Source organism: Paenibacillus sp. PL91 (genome assembly GCF_012935325.2).
GTDB lineage: Bacteria > Bacillota > Bacilli > Paenibacillales > Paenibacillaceae > Pristimantibacillus.
Window position 1 is genome coordinate 427,599 of record NZ_JABBYG020000002.1, and the last position, 18,721, is coordinate 446,319.

The 18,721-nt window shown below is 49.4% G+C and carries 20 protein-coding genes; 7 read left to right on the forward strand and 13 right to left on the reverse strand.

Annotated features, from left to right (window positions below):
• Window positions 1–48: 48 nt before the first annotated feature.
• Window positions 49–3,084: an efflux RND transporter permease subunit gene (locus HI950_RS07295; RefSeq protein WP_169083206.1), complete on the reverse strand. Its 3,036-nt coding sequence runs from the start codon at window positions 3,082–3,084 to the stop codon at window positions 49–51.
• Between the two features lie 248 nt (window positions 3,085–3,332).
• Here HI950_RS07295 and HI950_RS07300 point away from each other — a divergent pair, with 248 nt between their 5' ends.
• From HI950_RS07300 to HI950_RS07310, 3 genes are read left to right on the forward strand one after another with little or no spacing between them, the layout of a single operon-like run.
• Window positions 3,333–4,100, forward strand: a complete 768-nt coding sequence (locus tag HI950_RS07300; RefSeq protein ID WP_169083207.1) for an ABC transporter ATP-binding protein — start codon at window positions 3,333–3,335, stop codon at window positions 4,098–4,100.
• Entirely contained in the window at window positions 4,097–5,119 is a 1,023-nt protein-coding gene (locus HI950_RS07305) for an ABC transporter permease (protein ID WP_169083208.1), read from the forward strand. The genes HI950_RS07300 and HI950_RS07305 overlap by 4 nt, the downstream gene beginning before the upstream one ends.
• Before the next feature lie 57 nt (window positions 5,120–5,176).
• On the forward strand, window positions 5,177–5,839 hold the full coding sequence (locus HI950_RS07310) for a TetR/AcrR family transcriptional regulator (protein ID WP_169083209.1): 663 nt from the start codon (window positions 5,177–5,179) through the stop codon (window positions 5,837–5,839).
• 52 nt (window positions 5,840–5,891) lie between these two features.
• Here the strand turns inward: HI950_RS07310 and HI950_RS07315 are convergent, their stop codons facing one another.
• Complete coding sequence (locus HI950_RS07315) at window positions 5,892–7,085, reverse strand: MFS transporter (RefSeq protein ID WP_169083210.1); 1,194 nt, start codon at window positions 7,083–7,085, stop codon at window positions 5,892–5,894.
• A 176-nt stretch (window positions 7,086–7,261) separates the two neighbouring features.
• Here HI950_RS07315 and HI950_RS07320 point away from each other — a divergent pair, with 176 nt between their 5' ends.
• Both HI950_RS07320 and HI950_RS07325 read left to right on the forward strand, forming a co-directional pair.
• Complete coding sequence (locus tag HI950_RS07320; RefSeq protein ID WP_169083211.1) at window positions 7,262–8,731, forward strand: aminotransferase class I/II-fold pyridoxal phosphate-dependent enzyme; 1,470 nt, start codon at window positions 7,262–7,264, stop codon at window positions 8,729–8,731.
• A 138-nt stretch (window positions 8,732–8,869) separates the two neighbouring features.
• The gene (locus HI950_RS07325; RefSeq protein ID WP_169083212.1) at window positions 8,870–9,286 is read left to right on the forward strand and encodes a DUF1885 family protein; all 417 of its coding nucleotides are present in this window, start codon (window positions 8,870–8,872) and stop codon (window positions 9,284–9,286) included.
• Between the two features lie 84 nt (window positions 9,287–9,370).
• Here HI950_RS07325 and HI950_RS07330 read toward each other — a convergent pair whose 3' ends face one another.
• The 3 genes from HI950_RS07330 to HI950_RS07340 form a co-directional block, all read right to left on the reverse strand.
• Window positions 9,371–9,679 carry a DUF1292 domain-containing protein gene (locus HI950_RS07330; RefSeq protein WP_169083213.1) on the reverse strand — a complete coding sequence of 103 codons (309 nt, stop codon included), beginning with the start codon at window positions 9,677–9,679 and terminating at the stop codon, window positions 9,371–9,373.
• A gap of 117 nt (window positions 9,680–9,796) precedes the next feature.
• The gene (locus tag HI950_RS07335; protein WP_169083214.1) at window positions 9,797–10,360 is read right to left on the reverse strand and encodes a stalk domain-containing protein; all 564 of its coding nucleotides are present in this window, start codon (window positions 10,358–10,360) and stop codon (window positions 9,797–9,799) included.
• Window positions 10,361–10,530: 170 nt separating this feature from the next.
• Window positions 10,531–10,734 (reverse strand): hypothetical protein, encoded by a 204-nt coding sequence (locus HI950_RS07340; protein ID WP_169083215.1) that lies wholly within the window; start codon window positions 10,732–10,734, stop codon window positions 10,531–10,533.
• Between the two features lie 124 nt (window positions 10,735–10,858).
• Between HI950_RS07340 and HI950_RS07345 the strand changes: the two genes are divergently transcribed.
• The gene (locus HI950_RS07345; RefSeq protein ID WP_169083216.1) at window positions 10,859–11,593 is read left to right on the forward strand and encodes an MBL fold metallo-hydrolase; all 735 of its coding nucleotides are present in this window, start codon (window positions 10,859–10,861) and stop codon (window positions 11,591–11,593) included.
• A gap of 130 nt (window positions 11,594–11,723) precedes the next feature.
• Here the strand turns inward: HI950_RS07345 and HI950_RS07350 are convergent, their stop codons facing one another.
• The 8 genes from HI950_RS07350 to HI950_RS07385 form a co-directional block, all read right to left on the reverse strand.
• A complete protein-coding gene (locus HI950_RS07350) occupies window positions 11,724–11,975 on the reverse strand; it encodes a DUF3892 domain-containing protein (protein WP_053375569.1) in 252 nt (83 codons plus the stop codon).
• A gap of 88 nt (window positions 11,976–12,063) precedes the next feature.
• Window positions 12,064–12,906 carry a malonyl-ACP O-methyltransferase BioC gene (gene bioC, locus HI950_RS07355; RefSeq protein WP_169083217.1) on the reverse strand — a complete coding sequence of 281 codons (843 nt, stop codon included), beginning with the start codon at window positions 12,904–12,906 and terminating at the stop codon, window positions 12,064–12,066.
• On the reverse strand, window positions 12,896–13,660 hold the full coding sequence (locus HI950_RS07360; protein ID WP_223285181.1) for an alpha/beta hydrolase: 765 nt from the start codon (window positions 13,658–13,660) through the stop codon (window positions 12,896–12,898). Before HI950_RS07360 ends, bioC begins: the two co-directional genes overlap by 11 nt.
• 5 nt (window positions 13,661–13,665) lie before the next feature.
• Window positions 13,666–14,844: an 8-amino-7-oxononanoate synthase gene (bioF, locus tag HI950_RS07365; RefSeq protein WP_169083218.1), complete on the reverse strand. Its 1,179-nt coding sequence runs from the start codon at window positions 14,842–14,844 to the stop codon at window positions 13,666–13,668.
• Window positions 14,845–14,857: 13 nt separating this feature from the next.
• The gene (gene bioB, locus HI950_RS07370; RefSeq protein WP_169083219.1) at window positions 14,858–15,856 is read right to left on the reverse strand and encodes a biotin synthase BioB; all 999 of its coding nucleotides are present in this window, start codon (window positions 15,854–15,856) and stop codon (window positions 14,858–14,860) included.
• Between the two features lie 6 nt (window positions 15,857–15,862).
• Window positions 15,863–16,594, reverse strand: a complete 732-nt coding sequence (gene bioD / locus HI950_RS07375) for a dethiobiotin synthase (protein WP_169083220.1) — start codon at window positions 16,592–16,594, stop codon at window positions 15,863–15,865.
• Window positions 16,591–17,952 (reverse strand): adenosylmethionine--8-amino-7-oxononanoate transaminase, encoded by a 1,362-nt coding sequence (gene bioA / locus HI950_RS07380; RefSeq protein WP_169083496.1) that lies wholly within the window; start codon window positions 17,950–17,952, stop codon window positions 16,591–16,593. The genes bioD and bioA overlap by 4 nt, the downstream gene beginning before the upstream one ends.
• 212 nt (window positions 17,953–18,164) lie before the next feature.
• A complete protein-coding gene (locus HI950_RS07385) occupies window positions 18,165–18,332 on the reverse strand; it encodes a hypothetical protein (protein WP_169083221.1) in 168 nt (55 codons plus the stop codon).
• Window positions 18,333–18,492: 160 nt separating this feature from the next.
• Between HI950_RS07385 and HI950_RS07390 the strand changes: the two genes are divergently transcribed.
• Window positions 18,493–18,687 carry a DUF2524 domain-containing protein gene (locus HI950_RS07390; protein ID WP_169083222.1) on the forward strand — a complete coding sequence of 65 codons (195 nt, stop codon included), beginning with the start codon at window positions 18,493–18,495 and terminating at the stop codon, window positions 18,685–18,687.
• Window positions 18,688–18,721: the final 34 nt, after the last annotated feature.

Consider the following 18,721-nt stretch of genomic DNA (forward strand, 5'->3'; position numbering starts at 1 on the left):
GGCTGTACCTGAGGTCGATTTCGACCTCTGAGGTACAGCCTTTTCTATTTAAGCCTGCTGCGCGACTGCGGCTGCGGCTTCCGCTTGCGCAGTTGCTGCGCCAGCGCGCCGTTGTTTGCGCGAGGTACGGAAGAATAGCAGCTCATACACGCAAGGAACGATGATCAGTGTAAGCAGCGTTGCTGCGATCAAGCCCCCGATTACGACGATAGCTAAGCTTTGGGATACGATGCTTCCCGATTCATGTGAACCGAACACGAGTGGCAGCATCGCGGACACCGTCGCTACCGCCGTCATGATGATCGGACGCATCCGCGTCGCAGCCGCTTCGATTAGCGATTCGCGAATCGACATCGTCTGCTCGTTTTGCTTCACGCGATCAATCAATACGATCGCATTCGTGACGACGATTCCAATCAGCATCAGCGCTCCGAACATCGCCGTGAAATCCGGCGTTACGCCCGATACGAGCAAGCCCGTTACGGCACCGATGGCTGCGAGCGGCAGCGAAATCATAATCGCAAGCGGTGCTCGAAGCGTTTTGAAGGTCAGCACCATAATGAGATATACGATACCGATGGATATAAGCGCCGTTAAGCCAAGGTCTGCAAAATCACTCGACTGATCGGCAGAAGCTCCGCCCACCGAAAGCGCTACGCCTTCCGGCAGCTTTATTTCCGCCGCTGCTTTATCGATTTTATCGCCAACAACCGAAAGCTCTTTAGGCTCTGCATTAGCAGTAACTCGGATATAAGTTTTTCCTTCTTTATGGTAGTAAAGGGCAGGCTCCTCGGAGCGTACCAATTCCGCCACCTTCGAAATAGGCACAGCGCCTGTCTCCGTCATCACGGTAAGCTGCTCAAGCTCAGCTTGCGAATCGGGATTCAAGACTGGCTGTAAAATAACCGGCGTGTCGCTTCCCTCTATCCGAATTTTGCCAATAGGCACCGGATTAAGCATGCTTTGCAGCTGCATCGCCACCTCTTGGCCTTTCGCAAGAGTAGGATCGACTTTAAAGGAGTAAACCGATTTCTTCTCCTCCTGATTGCTTTCTACCTTTTGCACTCCATCTATCGGCTTAATGGCTGCGATAAGCTTTTCTGCAGTTTGAGCGAGCTGCTCTGTATCGTCGCCAGTCACGTCGATATTGATTTTCGGCGACCCGCCGCCCATTATTAAGTCCGATGCATTAACCGTTAAGGTTGCTTCTTTATAGCTATCCTTCTGCGACCTGATGCTCTCCATTAACAGCTCAGCGTCGACGCCATCCTTCAGATCAATCATATACGTAATGAGCGTTGGCGACGATACAGAGCCGTATTTGGCTGCGTCGGCGCTATTGCCAAGCATCATCATAACCCACTCGATATCTTTATTGCTTGTCAAAGAGGCTTCAAACCTCTTCCCAGCTTCGACCACTTGATCCGCAGGCGTTTCGCTCGGATATTCCAGCGTTACGTTAACATTCTCGGCGCTGGAGGAGTCGAGCGCCCCTTTAGGCATAAACATGTAAGCACTAATAGAGCCGGCAAACAGCAATACCGCGATAATTAACGGCACTAATTTATGTGCAAGATTCCAGCGGATGAATGCAGCGAATTTAGGCGAGCCGGCATGCTCCTTCTCCTTCGTATTGCGCAGCAAGAGTGCGCTTAGAAGCGGTACGACGGTCAGCGCTACCAAGAGAGAGGCTAACAGCGAATAGGCAACCGTAAGCGCGAAAGGCAGCAAAAAGGCTTGCAGCGAGCCGCGCAGAAGACCCATCGGTAAAAATACCGCAACCGTTACGAGCGTAGAAGATGTAATAGCGGAAGCTACTTCCTTCGTGGCATCCGTTATAAGCTTGACGGAGAAGGATTCCTTTTGCAGCCTTCTATAAATGTTCTCTATCACGACAATACTATCGTCAACAAGGCGACCAACCGCAACCGCTACTCCGCCAAGCGTAATGATGTTAAGCGATACGCCTGAGAGCTGCAGCAAATATAGCGTAATGCCAAGCGAAAGCGGAATCGAGACGATCGTCACGATCGTCGCTTTAAAATTGCGCATGAACAATAAAATGACGATCGTAGCGAACAAAGCGCCAAGCAATACTTCACGCATCATGCTGTTAACAGAAGAGACAACCGAATCGGACGTGCTTAAAATAATAGAAGCATCGATTCCTTTGTTCTCATCGTTTAGACGTTCAACGGTTTGCTCGATTCCTTTGCCGACCGTTACCGCATTCGCATCCGCAGACTTAGAGATCGTGAACATGACAGCATCCTTGCCGTTCATGCGGCTAATGCTCTCTTGATCCTTAGCAAGCTCGACTGTAGCCACATCACCAAGCGTTACGCCAGCAGCGACAGGGAGCTTTCGCAGCGTTTCCACATCCGTCACCTGATCATAAACGTTAAGATTGCTGGCTGCTCCGTCTAAGGTGCGTTCACCGATTGAGACCGATGCCCCTCTTCCCTGCAGAACACCCATTAGCGCTTGTACCGGAATACCCGCGTCAGCAAGCTTATCACTCAGCGGCACAACATGCACGGACGGCGACGATTTGCCGCTAATGCTGACCTGGCCCGCACCTTCAGACTTCTGAAGCTCCGCCGTAACCGCTTTAAGCTTCGCATCCTTTTCTTGTTCGCTCATCCCCTCGTCAAAGGTTAAAGTTACCCAAGCGATAGGAATCATTGATGTATTGAATTGAACGACGAACGGCTTCATCACATTTGAAGGCAGCTGCACCTGATCTACCACCCGCTCGATTTCAGCCTTAGCTTCCTTCATATTCGTTTTTGAATCAAAATTCATATTAACCTGAGCGTATCCGTCGCCTGAAGTCGAGAACATGCTAGACTTCCCTTTCACGAACGATACAGCCTCTTCAAGAGGGTTCGTGACCATCTGCTCCATCGACTTCGCGTCACTTCCCGGCCCAATTGCGGTAATCATAACCTGTGGATTGTCAGCTGCTGGCAGAAATTCCATCGGCAGCCTAAAATAGCTGATTACCCCCATTGCTAACGCCATAATGACGATCAGAATCATGGCCGCCTTATTTCGGAATGACCATTCTGTTAATTTACTCATTAGTTCTGACTCCTTTTCCCTTTACGGTTTTCTTTTGTTTTGTCTTCACTAATCATAGTGGGAAGGTATAGGTAGCAAAAACGTCCAGAGGAGGGAATTGATTCTCGCCCTTAGTCGTAAATCTTCTACGACTGTAGACCGATTGCCAGCTTAGCAAAAAAATGAGTAAGTACTCACTTCTCGAACAGCAAGGTTCTGCGTATAATAAAGTGAGTGCTTACTCATTTATAGTTTAAGGAGTGTGAACAATGTTGCTATCGAGCCAAAAAGAACCCTCTGATGACGCTTCAGCTGCGGTAGAAGTACAAGGAATTGCCCGTTCGTTTGGCGGCCGCGCCGTGCTTGAAGACATAACCCTTTCCATTCCACGTGGCGAGCTATTTGGATTGCTGGGTCCCTCCGGCTCGGGCAAAACGACACTCATCAAGCTGATGACCGGTATTGACCATGCCGATGCAGGAACGGTCCGCATGCTTGGAGAGCCGATGCCGCAGCTGAAAATGCTGCAAGCGTTCGGTTATATGGCGCAATCGGATGCGCTCTACAACGAACTGACGGGCAAGCAAAATTTAGCTTTTTTTGGCGCGATGTTCGGATTAAAAGGAACGGCGCTGGAATCGCGGATTCAGTCCGTATCCAAGCTAGTCGCGTTAACGGATCATCTGAACAAGCAAACCGCAGCCTATTCTGGCGGCATGAAGCGTAGGCTCTCGCTGGCGATCGCTCTTCTGCATGAGCCGATGCTGCTCGTGCTGGACGAACCTACGGTCGGAATAGACCCTGTCCTGCGCCAATCGATCTGGAAGGAGCTATCTGCACTTACCAAGCAAGGAGTAACCATTATCATAACGACACATGTGATGGATGAAGCGGAAAAATGCGATCGGCTTGGCTTGATCCGAGGCGGAAAGCTCATTGCCGTCGATACGCCGAGTGCGATAATCGAGAAGGCCGGCTGCAATACCATCGAGGAAGCGTTCATCGCGCTTGGCCGCGAAGGAGGAGTTGAAGCATGAGAATACGCGCGCTTGCCATTCGTATCATCAAACAGTTCCTTCGTGATAAAAGGACGCTTGCCATGCTATTTCTTGCTCCCCTGCTCATTTTAAGCCTGATGAAGCTCGTATTTGACGGGCAAGCCGTTTCCCCTGCAATAGGCATGACCCAGCCTCCAGCGGCTATAGCGGAAAAATTAGAGCAATTAAATGCCGACGTAACAAGCTATGGCTCAGCGGAAGAAGCGCAGTCGGCAATTGAAAATGGCGAGCTCGATGCCATTCTGCAATTAAACGAAGCCGGAGCGCCCGAGCTAACGCTTGAAGGGAGCGACCCTTCCATTAACCGTTCCGTATTGATCCTTCTGCAAAAAGCGCTTCAGACAGGCGGAGCAAGTGCCGCACCCGCCGTTTCTTATTTGCATGGAGGTCCCGATATGGCCCCTTTCGATTCCTTCGGACCGGTACTCATCGGCTTCTTCTCATTCTTCTTCGTCTTCCTTCTTGCAGGCGTCTCCTTCCTTAGAGAGCGCACAAGCGGCACTCTGGAGCGATTGCTTGCCACGCCGATTCGCCGCAGTGAGATCGTAGCCGGCTATTTAGCCGGATTCGGCATTTTCACCCTGCTGCAAGCGTCCTTGATCGCCTGGTATTCCGTCGATGTTCTCGGATTGTATATGGCTGGAAGCATTGGCTATATGCTGATCATTAACTTGTTGTTATCATTAACGGCATTAACGCTTGGAACCTTGCTCACATCCTTTGCCAGCAGCGAATTTCAAATTATTCAGTTCATTCCGATCGTCATCGTACCGCAAGCGTTTTTCTCGGGACTGTTCAATCTCGATGCCATGAACCCGTGGCTGCAAAAGCTGAGCTTCATCATGCCTCTCTATTATGGCGCTGATGCTATGCAAGGCATTATGATTCGCGGCGAGGGCTGGGGGGATTTTCAAACGAATGTTTACGTGTTGGTGGGCTTCTCCTTGCTGTTTGCTCTCTTGAACGTGCTCGCACTGAAGAAGCATCGACGCATGTAGCAGCGCTATGCTTCTGATATAATAAAAGGAATGGGTATGAGCGAAGGAGTGTCTTAGATGCAAGAACCGGTAGAACAATGGCTGCAAGAGCTGTTGAAGCTTGATAACGAAGAAGTAAAGATGACGGATAAACAATTAAAAATCGTGCAGGCCGCCTCAGAAATTTTCGCCCAAAAGGGATTTGCCGCCTCTTCAACAAGTGAAATTGCGCAGCGGGCAGGCGTAGCTGAGGGGACGATTTTCCGCCATTACAAGACGAAAAAGGATTTGCTGTTCTCAATCGTTGCGCCTGTTATGGCTAAGCTTGTGGCGCCTTTTGTGCTCCGCGATTTCTACAAGGTGCTCGACAGCAGTTATGACAGCATGGATCAATTGCTGCGGGCCATCATCGAGAATCGCATTGCGTTTGTAGAGCGGCACATTCAGGTTATCAAAATATTTGTCCAAGAAATCCCCTTTCATCCCGACCTTCAGGAGCAGTTTCATAAGCTCATCCTGACGAAGGTATTTGAAAAGTTCAGCGTCAATATACAGAAGTTTCAGCAGCAGGGCGCAATCGTGGATTGGTCGCCGCTTACGGTCATTCGCCTCACAGCCTCCTCCCTAATGGGCTATGTCCTTTTTCGTTCCTTCACTAGTACCCGCACAGACAGCGGCTGGGATGACGAGAAGGAACGGGAAGCGACCATCACCTTTATTTTGAAAGGCCTTGCTCCCTAATAAGAAAAAAAGCCGATGGTTCATCTTGTGATGAACCATCGGCTTTCTTTGTTTATTTGGCAGTATCTGCTGCGCTTTCCGGGAAGCTGATCTTGTCCAGTTGGCGGAAACGAAGTAGCAAAAGCAGCGCTGCCAAGCACAATATGCCGCCAAGCAAATAAGGAAGTCCCATTTCAATCGTGAAGAAGAAGGAGCCTAGCAGCGGCCCTGCAATGCGGCCTAAGCTATCCATGGACGAGCTTAGACCGGACGCAACGCCCGTACCGACAGTCGTCTTCTGTGTAATGAGCGACGTAACGCATGGCCGGATCAAGGAGTTTCCGATTCCAAATACAGCTAGCGACATCGTAGCCCACCACAAGGAATGTGCGGCGAGTAGAAGGAAGAATCCAATGGCTGATATGACAAGCCCCAAAGCGATATATTTGGGCTCCTCGCCTTTCTTGATTAATCTGCGAACAACGCCGCCCTGCACCAGCGCCCCAACAAATCCGCATACAAAAAATAATATGCCGACCTGCAGCGGAGTCACGTCAAACCGCCTCATCCCAAAAAACTGCAGCGTAGCTTCCATTCCTGCGAGCGTGAATGTTACAAAAAACGCCAGTACGTACAAATATTTAAGCGGTCCCGTAAAAGCCGCCAGGCGCGATACCCGCTTCTCCGACTTGCTCCTCCGCTGCTCTGGCGCAAGCGATTCCTTCAGCTTTGCCGCGGCAAGCACGAAGGTAATAAGCGCCAAGGCCGATGCCGCATAAAAAGGCGTTTCAAGCGTGACCACGCTGAGCAGACCGCCAACGCCCGGTCCAATCGTAAAGCCAAGGCCGATCGACATGCCGACGAGCCCCATTCCCTTTGTCCGTTCCTCCGGCGGCGTTATGTCAGCAACATACGCCACGATAACGGAGGCGACTGCACCCGAGAACAAACCGCCGAGCACGCGAGATAGATACATGAGCGTCAAATTGCCCGAGGACAGCCCAAACAGCAAAAAACTCGCTGCAAATCCAAGCACGCCGACTAAAATAATTGGTCGTCTGCCGATGCGGTCGGACAAGCTCCCCCAGAACGGTGATAGAATGAACGAAACTGCGGAATAAATAGCCAGCATTCGTCCCGTATGTATTTCTGCTTTGCTTGGATCCGCTGCTTGGATAATTTCAGGCATAACCGGAATGATAATGCCGAACCCTATAAATGTTGTCATTAGAATAGCCATTACAATAAGTATTCGTTTATCTTTCATGCTGCAACCCCTCCACCAACCTATGTTACCATATCCTTTTAACCATCATGTATGAACAATTGAAGAACAAATAAGCTTTCTCACAAATTATTAAAAAAATGTAGCTTGCATTCCCCCCTGTATTTGCTATACTCAACTTTGTTTGTTACCTCTAATGAAAGGCAGGGATGATAGCGATGGATCACGATAAAACCCCGCTCTTCACCGCGCTTCGCCGACATGCGGAGCAGGATCCCGTTCAGTTTCATATTCCCGGACACAAAAAAGGATTGGGCAGCGACTCGGAATTTCGCGAATTTATAGGCGATAACGCGTTGTCGATCGATTTAATCAATATAGCACCGCTTGATGACCTGCATCAGCCTACAGGCGTTATTGAAGAAGCGCAGAAGCTGGCTGCTGACGCCTTCGGATCGGACTATACCTATTTCTCCGTACAAGGAACTAGCGGCGCGATTATGACCATGATCTTAACGGTATGCGCACCCGGTGACAAAATCATCGTTCCTCGCAATGTGCACAAATCCATTATGGCTGCCATTATTTTTGCGGGCGCTAGACCAGTATTCATCTCGCCTGCTCGTGACAACAATCTTGGTATCGACCATGGCATCACGACTCGCTCCGTCCGCAAAGCACTGGAGCGTCATCCGGATGCCAAAGCCGTGCTCGTTATCAACCCGACCTACTTCGGCATATGCGCCAACCTCAAAGAGATTGTCGATCTGGTTCATACCTACGACATACCTGTCCTTGTGGACGAGGCGCATGGCGTGCTCATTCATTTCCATGAGAAGCTGCCGATGTCGGCCATGCAGGCTGGTGCGGATATGGCTGCGACGAGCGTTCATAAGCTCGGAGGCTCCATGACGCAAAGCTCGGTGCTCAACGTCCGCAAGGGCAGAGTCAACCCGCACCGCATTCAGACCGTCATTAGTATGCTGACGACAACGTCGACATCCTACATTTTGCTCGCATCGCTTGATACGTCGAGACGCAATCTTGCTTTGAACGGACATGCTATCGCTGAGCGCGCGATCGAGCTGGCCCAGTATGCCCGTAAGGAAATCAATGAGATTCCAGGCTTATATTGCTTCGGAGAAGAAATTCTCGGCGATGAGGCTACCTATGATTACGATCCGACCAAAGTATCCATTCATGTCCGTCACCTTGGCATTACCGGTTACGAGACGGAAAATTGGCTTCGCGACAACTATAATGTGGAAATCGAAATGAGCGACATGTATAACATTCTTTGCTTAGTTACGCCTGGAGATACCTCTGACTCCGTATCAAAATTATTAATTGCGCTGCGCGGCCTGTCAGAGCGGTTCCATGAAGGTGCTGAAGCGCGTGAATTAGTTGTCAAAATCCCGGATATCCCGCAGCTGTCCCTATCGCCGCGCGATGCTTTCTACGGCCAGACGGAAGTGCTGCCGTTCAAGGAGTCCGCAGGCCGAATCATTGCGGAATTTATCTACGTATACCCGCCGGGCATCCCGATTTTGCTGCCGGGCGAGGTTATTACGCAAAAAAATATCGATTATATCGTTGATCATGTCCAAGTCGGCTTGCCGGTCAAAGGACCTGAGGATCGCAGCATCGAGTTCGTAAAAGTAATCGTTGAAGAAACGGCTATCTCATAAATAAAGCTATTTAAACCGACCTCGTGAAGCATAGACAATGCTTACCCAGGTCGGTTTTTTTCGATGCGTCAATTCCGGAATGCCACTTATTGTCAACCGATTTGCTGCATGCTATGATGTTGGCAGAGGTGAGATACGATGAGTCAAAGCGCTTACATAAAATTTGTGCAAGGATCATCCGTGGAAAAGCTGACATTAGAGGAAGTGCAAAGCCAGCTTCTGCATTACCAAGAGCAAACCAAGCTAACCGGCTCACAATTAGATTGGGATTACGCCGAAGCCGCATTCCCTTACACGATCGAATCAAAGCAGGATGACCGTTGGTTTTATTTGAAAGGTATTAATTCTCTTTATAAGCATATTATATTTGGCCCAAGTGAAACTACGAGTGTGTCAGGCAAAGTCGTACCCTGCGTGCAGGTCGTTCTTCCCGAAGAGGCTACTCACGGCGACAAGGCGAAAGCGAATGAGCTGTGCAAATATATGGCCAAGCAGCTGCAAGCAGAGCTGACTATGTTCAATGGCCGAACGATTTATTATAATCCACGCAAATAAACAGGCAAATACACAAAAAATCCGCAAGCGGCGCTCGCGGATTTTTTGTGTTTACTTGCTTGTTCGTAAGATGGCGACCCGGAACTAATTCCCTTCGCTCTCCGTACGTGCAATTTCCTCGTAGATCGCTGTTACGCGATCCCACTCAGCATCATCTTCGATGCCAACAAGGAAGGACTCATCGTTTTCTTCTTCAATACGGAAAATGACGCCGTCTGCTTCTGGATCGTTACGATCCAGCAATACAGCGTACACATTGTTTTCGGATTCAAACGTATAAACCATGACCATCTCGCGCTCCTGGCCCTCGTCGTCAGTCACGATAAAGACATGCTCTTCATGCTCGTGATCTTGACCACAGCCGCAATCATCTCCATGCTGATGCTCGCTCATGATATTACCCCATTTCAATAATGTTTACAGACTATCGTATAGTAACATGACACTCTATAAACGGTCAAACGAAGACGCCCCCCATCGCTTGAGGAGCGCCTTCGCTTGGCATATGCATCATTGAGAAGAAATTAATTTTTCAGAAACAGGCGTCCATTCATCCGAGCCTTTCAGCTTAACGAAGAAACGAATCGGATATTTCCCGCTAGCTTCGAACTTATAATCAATTTCATCGGTGGCATACCAGAAATTGTCCTTCGTCTTTGCGACGGGTTCCGTTTGAATCACTTTCTCTTTACCATATGGGTCAAAGATCGATACTTTCACAGAGACGATATCCGTCTTCAAATTATCGATCTGAGCAAACACTTTGAACTTCGCTTGATAGCCCTTTGATACGTTCCCGAATACCGCATTGTTTTGGAAAAGGAACATATGCACATTTGGCTTATACACGGTTGCTCGTTTGGTTTGATTATCCCATTCCACGATCGCTTGCATGGATGTGGCTAATTGACGAAGCGGCAAATAGGTTTTGCTGTCTGTGACTAAACCTCCGTCATCTTGCTCATTACCGTTAATGTAGACGCGTACCTTTTGTGTTGCAGAATCTGCGAACAGCATGGTTCCGCCCCAAAGCGACAGCAACAGCAGCAGAATAGCAACTTTTCTGAGTTTCATAGATGTAAGCCCTCCATCCGATAGCCTGGATGTATGGTTATACTCGTCTGCACCCGCAAAGTTGCGCCTTGGACGAAACTTTTTTCACCCCTAAGCATAATTCGACCAGTACTGTCAAACGCTGTTGAATCATGCGCTTGCCTGGGAAATACCGAAATGAAATGACGCTATTACCCAAACGTTCTTGTTAACACGCAAGGTACGCCCTTCCCTACTGTGCCTGGCTGTCTCATCCTCGCCAAATAGTTCATTCCCCTTGCGCATGGCGTCTTGCACACCGCACAGGTATCCGATAACACCAGCTTGTAATTATATTGCTTACGGTCGCTTGCAGGCTGTTTCTTCTTCGCTACTTTACCTTTTCCTTTGCTCATCCTTCGTTCGCCTCCACTATACGTTTCGCTTTAGCATTGTATGTAGGGAAGGGCGAATGTGCATCTGTAATTGTCAGGGATACACAATTTTTGGTACAGTAATATTGTGGAAAGTTGAGGAGGTTTGATCATGAACATAAAGATGATTGGAACAGGAAGCGCTTTTGCGAAAAAATACGATAACAACAATGCAATTATTGAAGCAAACGGCTTTCGCTTGCTTGTTGATTGCGGAATTACTCTCCCTAAAGCGCTGCATCAGCAGGGATATTCCTTCACTGAGCTTGATGCGGTATTGATTAGCCACATTCACGGTGATCATGTTGGCGGCTTGGAGGAGTACGCTTTTCAGATGATGTTCAAATATAATCGCAAGCCGGTTCTTTTCATTGCCGAATCTCTCATTGAACCGCTATGGGAGAATACACTTCGCGGCGGGCTAACGCAGGAGCCGTTAGATAAGCTGGAGCACTTCTTTGAGGTCCGTCCACTCAAGCCGAATATAGAAATTGAGCTTCATCCCGGCTTAACGGTAAAGCTCCTACAAACGAAGCATATACCGAATAAGCCCAGCTACTCCTTTCTATTTAACAAAAGCTTCTTCTATTCAGCCGATATGCGATTCGATCCCTTTCTGCTTCAGCAATTAGTCGATGATGGCGTCACCACGATTTATCATGATTGCCAGCTTGAAGCTCCAGGTGTCGTTCACGCCAGCTTAGAGGAGCTTCTAAGCCTTCCAGAGGAAATCCAAAGAAAAACATGGCTCATGCACTACGGAGACGCTATAGAGCAATTTGAAGGCAGAACCGGCCTCATGCGTATCGTCGAGCAGCATAGGCAATATACAGTTGAGTAGAAATAATAAAGGCGCCTGCATATTCATTATGCGGCGCCTTTCTTTATAGAGTCTTAGTCATCGATGGACGATGGTGGCTAATTATTTATGCTGGCTTGGTGATACATTTAAGATCATTAACTATTTTGTTCTAAAAGGTTGGCAGCTGGTCTAAATTGTTCGTCGGATCGCCATCGGCATCACCACGGATATACGTATCGCCATCTCTGCCCTTGAAGGCGTTAACGCCCGAAATATGTCCGGCCTGGACTTCCTGAAGCGCCGTTGCATAATCAAGCACGCGACCGCTTGTTGTTTTGAACGCCGTAAGGTCACCGTCTCCGTTTTTTTGTACTGCGACAATCTGCTCTCTCGTGTCTTGTCCGCCAATCGAATCGCTCATTTTTCGTTAGCTCCTCTCAGTGTAGAAGAATGTACAACAACTCTTATATTGCCTAAGAGGAAGAGTAATTATGCAGAGATGCCCAATTTTATGTTGCAGCATGTGCTTGGAATAAAAGAAGCTCGTAAGTGACAGAGATGCCTTCAGGAAGGCTGAACTTCTTTTCATACTCCATGTACATGTTAGTGAACAGGCTTCTTGTACTTAATCCTCGAAATTCGGCAGCTTCTGAAGCGCTGGCTCCTACGGCTTTTACAGCGTGCAGAAACTCTCTTACGGATGTGAACATTTCGATTTGAGTCGAGCTTTCAGCTTGAATGGCTGAGTAGCCTGCTTCAGCCAGCATATCCTTCCACTCAGAAACGGATTGAAAGGTAAGCCCGTGACGCTGAGGTACATTTCCGTTGGCATAATAAACGGCATTAAATGCTTCATGCAGCTCGCGAAACGTATCCGGTCCGAACGTTGTAAACACCAGCATGCCTTCTGAACGAAGCAAGCCCTGTAGATTGCGCAGCGTCTCGCTAGGTTCGCCCAACCATTGAAAGCATGCGTTAGCTACGATTAAATCAAACGAGCCTGCTGGAGCCTCGGATGCCCAATCCTCGACATCGGCATGCAAAAAACGAATATGTGATCGTCCAGAACCTAGATGGAGACGAAGCTCAGCAGCTTTTAACATCTCCGGTGCCATGTCTAGCGCGGTAATCATAGAGTTTGGCCATTCGTTAGCCAACATTTCTGTTAGCGTCCCGGTTCCGCAGCCTATCTCAAGTATTTGAAGCGCGGGGGGCTCTTCTGGGCGAGCTTGCTTTTTAAGCGTTTGAGAAAGCCGATCCGCCATATAGCGCTGCACGTTCGCATGCTTATCATACGTACCGGCTGCGCTGCGATTAAAATGACGTCTGATCCTTTGTTTTCTATTGCTCATGCCACCATCTCCTTAACTCGCCGGCTATGCCCGCTTCCCTTCCTATAAACGGTGCATGGCCGCAGCCGGTTAACGTTAGCAGCTTTGCGCTAGGCATTAGGGACATCAGCTCCTCGGCAGCGCCGTATGGACAAACCTTATCCTCGGTGCCGTGAATGATTAAAGCGGGGCATGCCATTTGCGATAGCAGAGATAAGCACTCCTCATTACGCAAAAGCTGCAGACCAGCGATTAATGCCGAGGTTGACCAGCTTCCTAGAGACGGAAGACGGACAGGCAGGCCTGCTTCCCTTTCCGCATCCGTAAACATGATCTGCCGAAATTTTGCTTCTACTTCATTTCGGTCATTTTGAAGGTTTCTAATCATCTGCCTCATATAAGCGTCCGACCACCCGCGTGACTTCTCTTCCTTTGAACGGGTAAACCGGGCCGTTCCTCCGAGCAGCATAAGACCGTTTGCGTACCCTTTTGAAGCAAGTCTTAGTGCCAATAATGCCCCTAGCGACCAGCCTGCAATCAACAACGGGCTTTCGGAAGCTTTTGCAGCCGATTCGGCCAACTCCAGCATTTCTTCTGGCAAATCCGCCTTGCTATAATCTACGGTGATATGATTAAATTCCGGTAAATAAGCATGAAACCGGTCGAAGACTGTATTCGGAACGCTCCATCCCGATAGCCATAAGATCGAGGTTTGCTTCATGGCGGTGCTGCTTCCGACGAATTGGTTAGTATCTTTCAACGAATGATCAACCATTGCTGTCACGGACTCACCGCCCCCAGCTGCAATCCGATGCGACGAATGCGCAGGGCGGCATCGACCAATTCATGCTCAGCATGCGCTGCCGATAAGGAGAAGCGAATACGCGCGGTTCCGCTAGGAACGGTTGGCGGGCGGATCGCCACTGCGGCTATCCCTTCCCCTTCGAGCGCTTCGCTGAACCGAAGAGCTACCGCGTTATCGCCGACGATCAGCGGGATGATAGGCGTGTCCCCGGAGCCGACGTTAAACCCGGCAGCACTAAGCGAGGAGCGCAACTGCCTGCTTGCCAAAATAAGATGTTTACGCCGCCAGTGCTCGGTTTGCACCAAACCCAGTGCGGTTGAAATCCCTGCAGTGAGTGATGGGGGGAGCGCCGTTGAATAGATCAGCGCCCTTGCCTTGTTGATTAGCCAGCGGATTAACGTTCGATTGCCGCAAACATACGCGCCATATACGCCAAACGCTTTGCTGAATGTTCCCATATGTACATCCACCTCATTTTGCAGACCCAGCTCATGGCATAGCCCCTGGCCGCGTACCCCATAAATCCCCCCGCTATGCGCCTCGTCTACCATCAGCATCGCCCCGTGCTCTCTTTTGAGTAAAGCGAGCTCCTGCAAAGGTGCACGGTCGCCATCCATAGAGAAAACGGCATCCGTAACAATCAGCTTACGACGCCTGTCACGATGCTTGTTCAGCAATGCCTTCAAATGCTCCATATCGTTATGGCGGTATCTAGCATGCTCCGCACGGCTCAGGACAATGCCGTCCACAATGCTCGCATGGTTGAACTGATCGCTGAAAACAACATCGCCTCGTCCTGCGAGTGCGCTTATTACACTTGAATTAGCCATATAGCCATTTGCAAAAACAAGTGCAGCCTCACTATTTTGCCAAGCAGCCAGCTCTTCCTCAAGGTACCCATTCAGCGGTCGGTTGCCGGTTACCAGACGCGAAGCGCCAGAGCCTGCCCCGCCAATAAAAAGCTGCTCGCGAATCGCCTCAATAATAGCCGGATGCTGCGCAAGCCCCAGATAATCATTGGCTGCCAAATTTAGCAGCACTCGTTCTCCGCGCCGCACATAACCAGGGCGATCCGGAACCGCGGCACTCTCGCGCAGTCTGCGCTCGAGCGAGGCATCAGTCAATTTCGCAAGCTCATCTTCCATCCACTTCATGTTCTGTACCGCCTTAAAGGGCATTCCGTTCAATTTCAAAGCCCATATCTTCAATGATTTGATGATCAGCCGAAATCTCTTGGCCTGCTGTCGTTAAATAATCGCCAACAAAAAGCGAATTTGCAGCGTACAGCGACAAAGGCTGCAGTGAACGGAGATTGACCTCGCGGCCGCCCGCGACACGAATCTCCTTGGCCGGGCAAATGAACCGAAACAGCGCAAGAACCTTCAAAGCTTTTATAGCCGGAGTACGTCCTGCTTTTTCCAGCGGAGTTCCCGGAATCGCATTCAGGAAATTGATTGGAATCGAGTCCGCATCCAGCTCGCGAAGGGCGTACGCCATTTCAACAATTTCCTCATTCGTTTCACCCATACCGATAATAACGCCTGAGCAGGGAGACATGCCGTGCGTTTTCACCTTCTGTACAGTTTCGACACGCTGGTCATAGGTATGAGTAGTTGTAATAGACGGGTAGTTGGCTTTGCTCGTATTCAGATTATGGTTGTAGCGATGTACCCCTGCTTCCGCTAAGCGCTCAGCCTGTCCGTCCTTTAACAGGCCTAAGCAGGCGCATATTTTGAGCGGCATCGTCTCACGAATTTCTTTGATCGCATCCACGACTTGATCCAGCTCCCTTTCCGTTGGGCCTTTCCCTGCCGCAACAATGCAATAGGTGCCTGCTTTGCGCGCCATCGCTTCGCGGGCTCCCGCAAGCAGCGTTTCCTTATCCAGCATCGTATACTTTTGAACAGGCGCCGTTGATACGATTGATTGCGAGCAATAGCCGCAGTCTTCGGGACAAAGGCCGCTTTTGGCGTTGATGATCATGTTCAGCTTCACTTTTTTTCCGTAATAATGTTTTCTCACCATAAATGCCGCTTGCAACAGGGGTAGCAGCTCCTCATCATCCGCTACAAGTATGGCAAGCCCTTCTTCAACCGTAAGCCGTTCGCCATTAAGTGCTTTCTGTGCAAACGAAGTCCATTCAAAATGAGCAGCTATTGCATTCATTTTCCTTCAGCCTCCCGTTAATTGAACAGCTATTCCTTGTCGGATAGTAGTCCATTGAATCTCTTCTCTAACCGTCCTGTTCAACAATTGTGCATTCATCTCGTCGTGCAATCGTGGAAAACGACCGAGTACCTTTACACCGCTATACTGTTCAATTAGCTGTGCGTTCGTTGCGACGCTCGGGTCGTCCTGTATGTCTGTTGATTCGCCATCGTTCAAAATAATGCCGAGAACCGGGATCTTGCGAGCTTGCAGGAAGAACACCGTAAGCAGCGTATGGTTAATCGTGCCGAGACTTGAACGAGCCACGATAATGGCGGGTACGCGCAGCTCCGTGATCAAATCCGCTACGAGTGCGTCATTGGTTAGCGGAACAGCAACGCCGCCTGCCCCTTCGATGAGCAGCGCTTCGTAACGCTTTGCCAGTGGCTCACCTGCGTCGATGAGCTGCTGCAGCGTTAAGTTCTGCCCCGCATGTTTGGCAGCGAGGAGCGGAGCAAGAGGTGCCTCGAATGTAAATGGCCCTACTGCCTCTGCCCTTTCTTCAATGCCGGTGCACTGAAGCAGACGTTCAGCGTCGGTAGCTCCGCTGCCAAGAGGCGCACCTGACTGCACAGGCTTCCATACGCCGACATTTAGCCCTTCAGCACGAAGCGCAGCAGCAAGAGCTGCTGTAACGATTGTTTTCCCAACGCCGGTGTCCGTTCCCGTTACAAAAAATCCGCGTATTCCAATCATGAATGGAAACCACCTTCTGTGACATCCATTATGGATTTCGCCAAAATATCTGTCATTGCAGCAAGCTCAGCTTCAGTGCTGGAAAGCGGAGGGATAAATACGATGACGTTGCCAAGCGGCCTCGTAAGCAGGCCAAGCTCTCTAGCTCGCCTGCTCGCTCTGACCCCAATTCGTTCTGCCCATTCGTAAGGCTCTCGTGAAGCCTTATTGCGTACGAGCTCAATGCCGATCATCAGTCCCTTTTGCCGGATATCGCCGACATGCGGACGGTTTTTAAGCGCAGCGAGCTTTTGCTCTACAAAAGACGCCTTCATGTTTACTCCTTCAAGCATGTTACGCTCTTCAAACAGCCTCAGGCTCGCCAGAGCCACCGCACAGCCAAGCGGGTTGCCCGTGAAGGAATGTCCATGAAAAAATGTTTTCTGCTCTTCGTAATCCGCATAAAACGCATCGTACACCTCGTCCGTAGCAAGCGTTGCAGCCACAGGCAAATAGCCGCCAGTCAGCCCTTTACCTATAACCATTAAATCAGGCGAGACGTCCTCAAGATCGCAAGCGAACATCGCGCCCGTCCTGCCAAAGCCCGTTGCTACCTCATCAGCAATTAACAGCACGCCATGCTGACGGCACAGCGATGCCATCTCGCGCAAGCAGCCTGGCGGCATGACGATGATGCCGCCTGCTCCCTGCACAATCGGCTCCACGATAAGCGCAGCTATCTCATCAGCCTTTGTCTCCAGGAGCTTTCGCAATGCTGTTAGTGTAGCTTTCATCGCTTCTGCAGCTCCGCCTTCATGCCGATAAGCATTTGGGTAAGGAATCACGTGGGATGGAAAAAGCATAGGGCGGAACACGTCATGATAAAGCGGAATAGCACCTACGCTGACTGCGCCAATCGTATCCCCATGGTACGCTTGATTCATCGTAACAAACGTTGATTTGCCCCTATTTCCGAGGTTATGCCAGTATTGAAATGCCATTTTGATCGCAATCTCGACACCGGTTGCGCCGGAATCAGAATAAAAAACTTTATTTAAGCCTCTTGGAGCGATCGCTGCCAACCTCTCTGCCAGCTCGATTGCCGGCACATTTGCCATTCCGAGCAAAGTGCTGTGGGCGACACGTTCGAGCTGATCTCTAATCGCATCATTCAGCTCCGGCACGTTATGCCCATGAACGTTGAGCCATACGGACGAGAAGCCGTCATAATAAGCACGCCCTTGCACGTCATATAGCCGGACCCCTTCCCCACGTTCAATGATGAGAGGATCAGAGTCATTGTAGTCTTTCATTTGGGTAAAAGGATGCCATAAATGCGCCTTATTCATTGCGGTAAGCCATTCGTAACTCCGTGTCATCATAATCTCCATCCGATAATCATTCCTATTGTTAACCAAAATAAATTAAAAAAGGTTAACAATAGATTGTTGCTAGTTTAGCAGACCATGATATTCCTGTAAAGAGAAATCAATCCGTTCGTTAAACGATTTGAATGAATTTTTTTACTCCTTCCTGTACATAAAAAAAAATCCGACAAATTCGCTTGTTAGGCGAACGCCGGATTTTCGTTTTATTTTCTTTTCAATGCCTCTGCCGGAAGCTTCCTTCGCCATACAAATTGCTCATCATGCGATAACGTATCTTGAATAGCGAATTTTGCCACAGCCCCGACCACTATTCCGATGATCCCAAACATTCCCAATAGCCAAATAGCCAAATAGGCATACTGTGCAGCCAACAGAAACCGCCTCCTGAGCGCTTTCTAAATAGGTATGCGGATTGGCTTAGCTTTAGTATACGTTTCCAATATGCATATCCATCGTCAAACGGCTCATACTAACTGACGGACATTGGATAACAATTCTAAAGTCCAACCTTAAGGATTGGAGGAAAAAGCGATGCTTGAAAATGTAGACAGCAACTATAATTGTGCGAATGCGTCTAATGATTTACCAAGCTTATTACAGGAATTAGAGCAGCTAGAGCAAGCCGTACAAGGCGAACAAACCGAAGAAGAGCAGCAGCACCTGAATCGAGTTCGAAACCAAATCCATTTCATTCGAAACAAATGCGATATTCCGCATGAGTCATAATCAGATGTAAAATAGTTCCTCCTACAAGCCGATA

Coding starts and splice junctions, on each gene's coding strand:
- HI950_RS07295 (WP_169083206.1), bottom strand. CDS start 3,084: ATGAGTAAATTAACAGAATGGTCATTCCGAAATAAGGCGGCCATGATT.
- HI950_RS07300 (WP_169083207.1), top strand. CDS start 3,333: ATGTTGCTATCGAGCCAAAAAGAACCCTCTGATGACGCTTCAGCTGCG.
- HI950_RS07305 (WP_169083208.1), top strand. CDS start 4,097: ATGAGAATACGCGCGCTTGCCATTCGTATCATCAAACAGTTCCTTCGT.
- HI950_RS07310 (WP_169083209.1), top strand. CDS start 5,177: ATGCAAGAACCGGTAGAACAATGGCTGCAAGAGCTGTTGAAGCTTGAT.
- HI950_RS07315 (WP_169083210.1), bottom strand. CDS start 7,085: ATGAAAGATAAACGAATACTTATTGTAATGGCTATTCTAATGACAACA.
- HI950_RS07320 (WP_169083211.1), top strand. CDS start 7,262: ATGGATCACGATAAAACCCCGCTCTTCACCGCGCTTCGCCGACATGCG.
- HI950_RS07325 (WP_169083212.1), top strand. CDS start 8,870: ATGAGTCAAAGCGCTTACATAAAATTTGTGCAAGGATCATCCGTGGAA.
- HI950_RS07330 (WP_169083213.1), bottom strand. CDS start 9,679: ATGAGCGAGCATCAGCATGGAGATGATTGCGGCTGTGGTCAAGATCAC.
- HI950_RS07335 (WP_169083214.1), bottom strand. CDS start 10,360: ATGAAACTCAGAAAAGTTGCTATTCTGCTGCTGTTGCTGTCGCTTTGG.
- HI950_RS07340 (WP_169083215.1), bottom strand. CDS start 10,734: ATGAGCAAAGGAAAAGGTAAAGTAGCGAAGAAGAAACAGCCTGCAAGC.
- HI950_RS07350 (WP_053375569.1), bottom strand. CDS start 11,975: ATGAGCGATTCGATTGGCGGACAAGACACGAGAGAGCAGATTGTCGCA.
- bioC (WP_169083217.1), bottom strand. CDS start 12,906: ATGAGCAATAGAAAACAAAGGATCAGACGTCATTTTAATCGCAGCGCA.
- HI950_RS07360 (WP_223285181.1), bottom strand. CDS start 13,660: ATGGTTGATCATTCGTTGAAAGATACTAACCAATTCGTCGGAAGCAGC.
- bioF (WP_169083218.1), bottom strand. CDS start 14,844: ATGAAGTGGATGGAAGATGAGCTTGCGAAATTGACTGATGCCTCGCTC.
- bioB (WP_169083219.1), bottom strand. CDS start 15,856: ATGAATGCAATAGCTGCTCATTTTGAATGGACTTCGTTTGCACAGAAA.
- bioD (WP_169083220.1), bottom strand. CDS start 16,594: ATGATTGGAATACGCGGATTTTTTGTAACGGGAACGGACACCGGCGTT.
- bioA (WP_169083496.1), bottom strand. CDS start 17,952: ATGACACGGAGTTACGAATGGCTTACCGCAATGAATAAGGCGCATTTA.
- HI950_RS07390 (WP_169083222.1), top strand. CDS start 18,493: ATGCTTGAAAATGTAGACAGCAACTATAATTGTGCGAATGCGTCTAAT.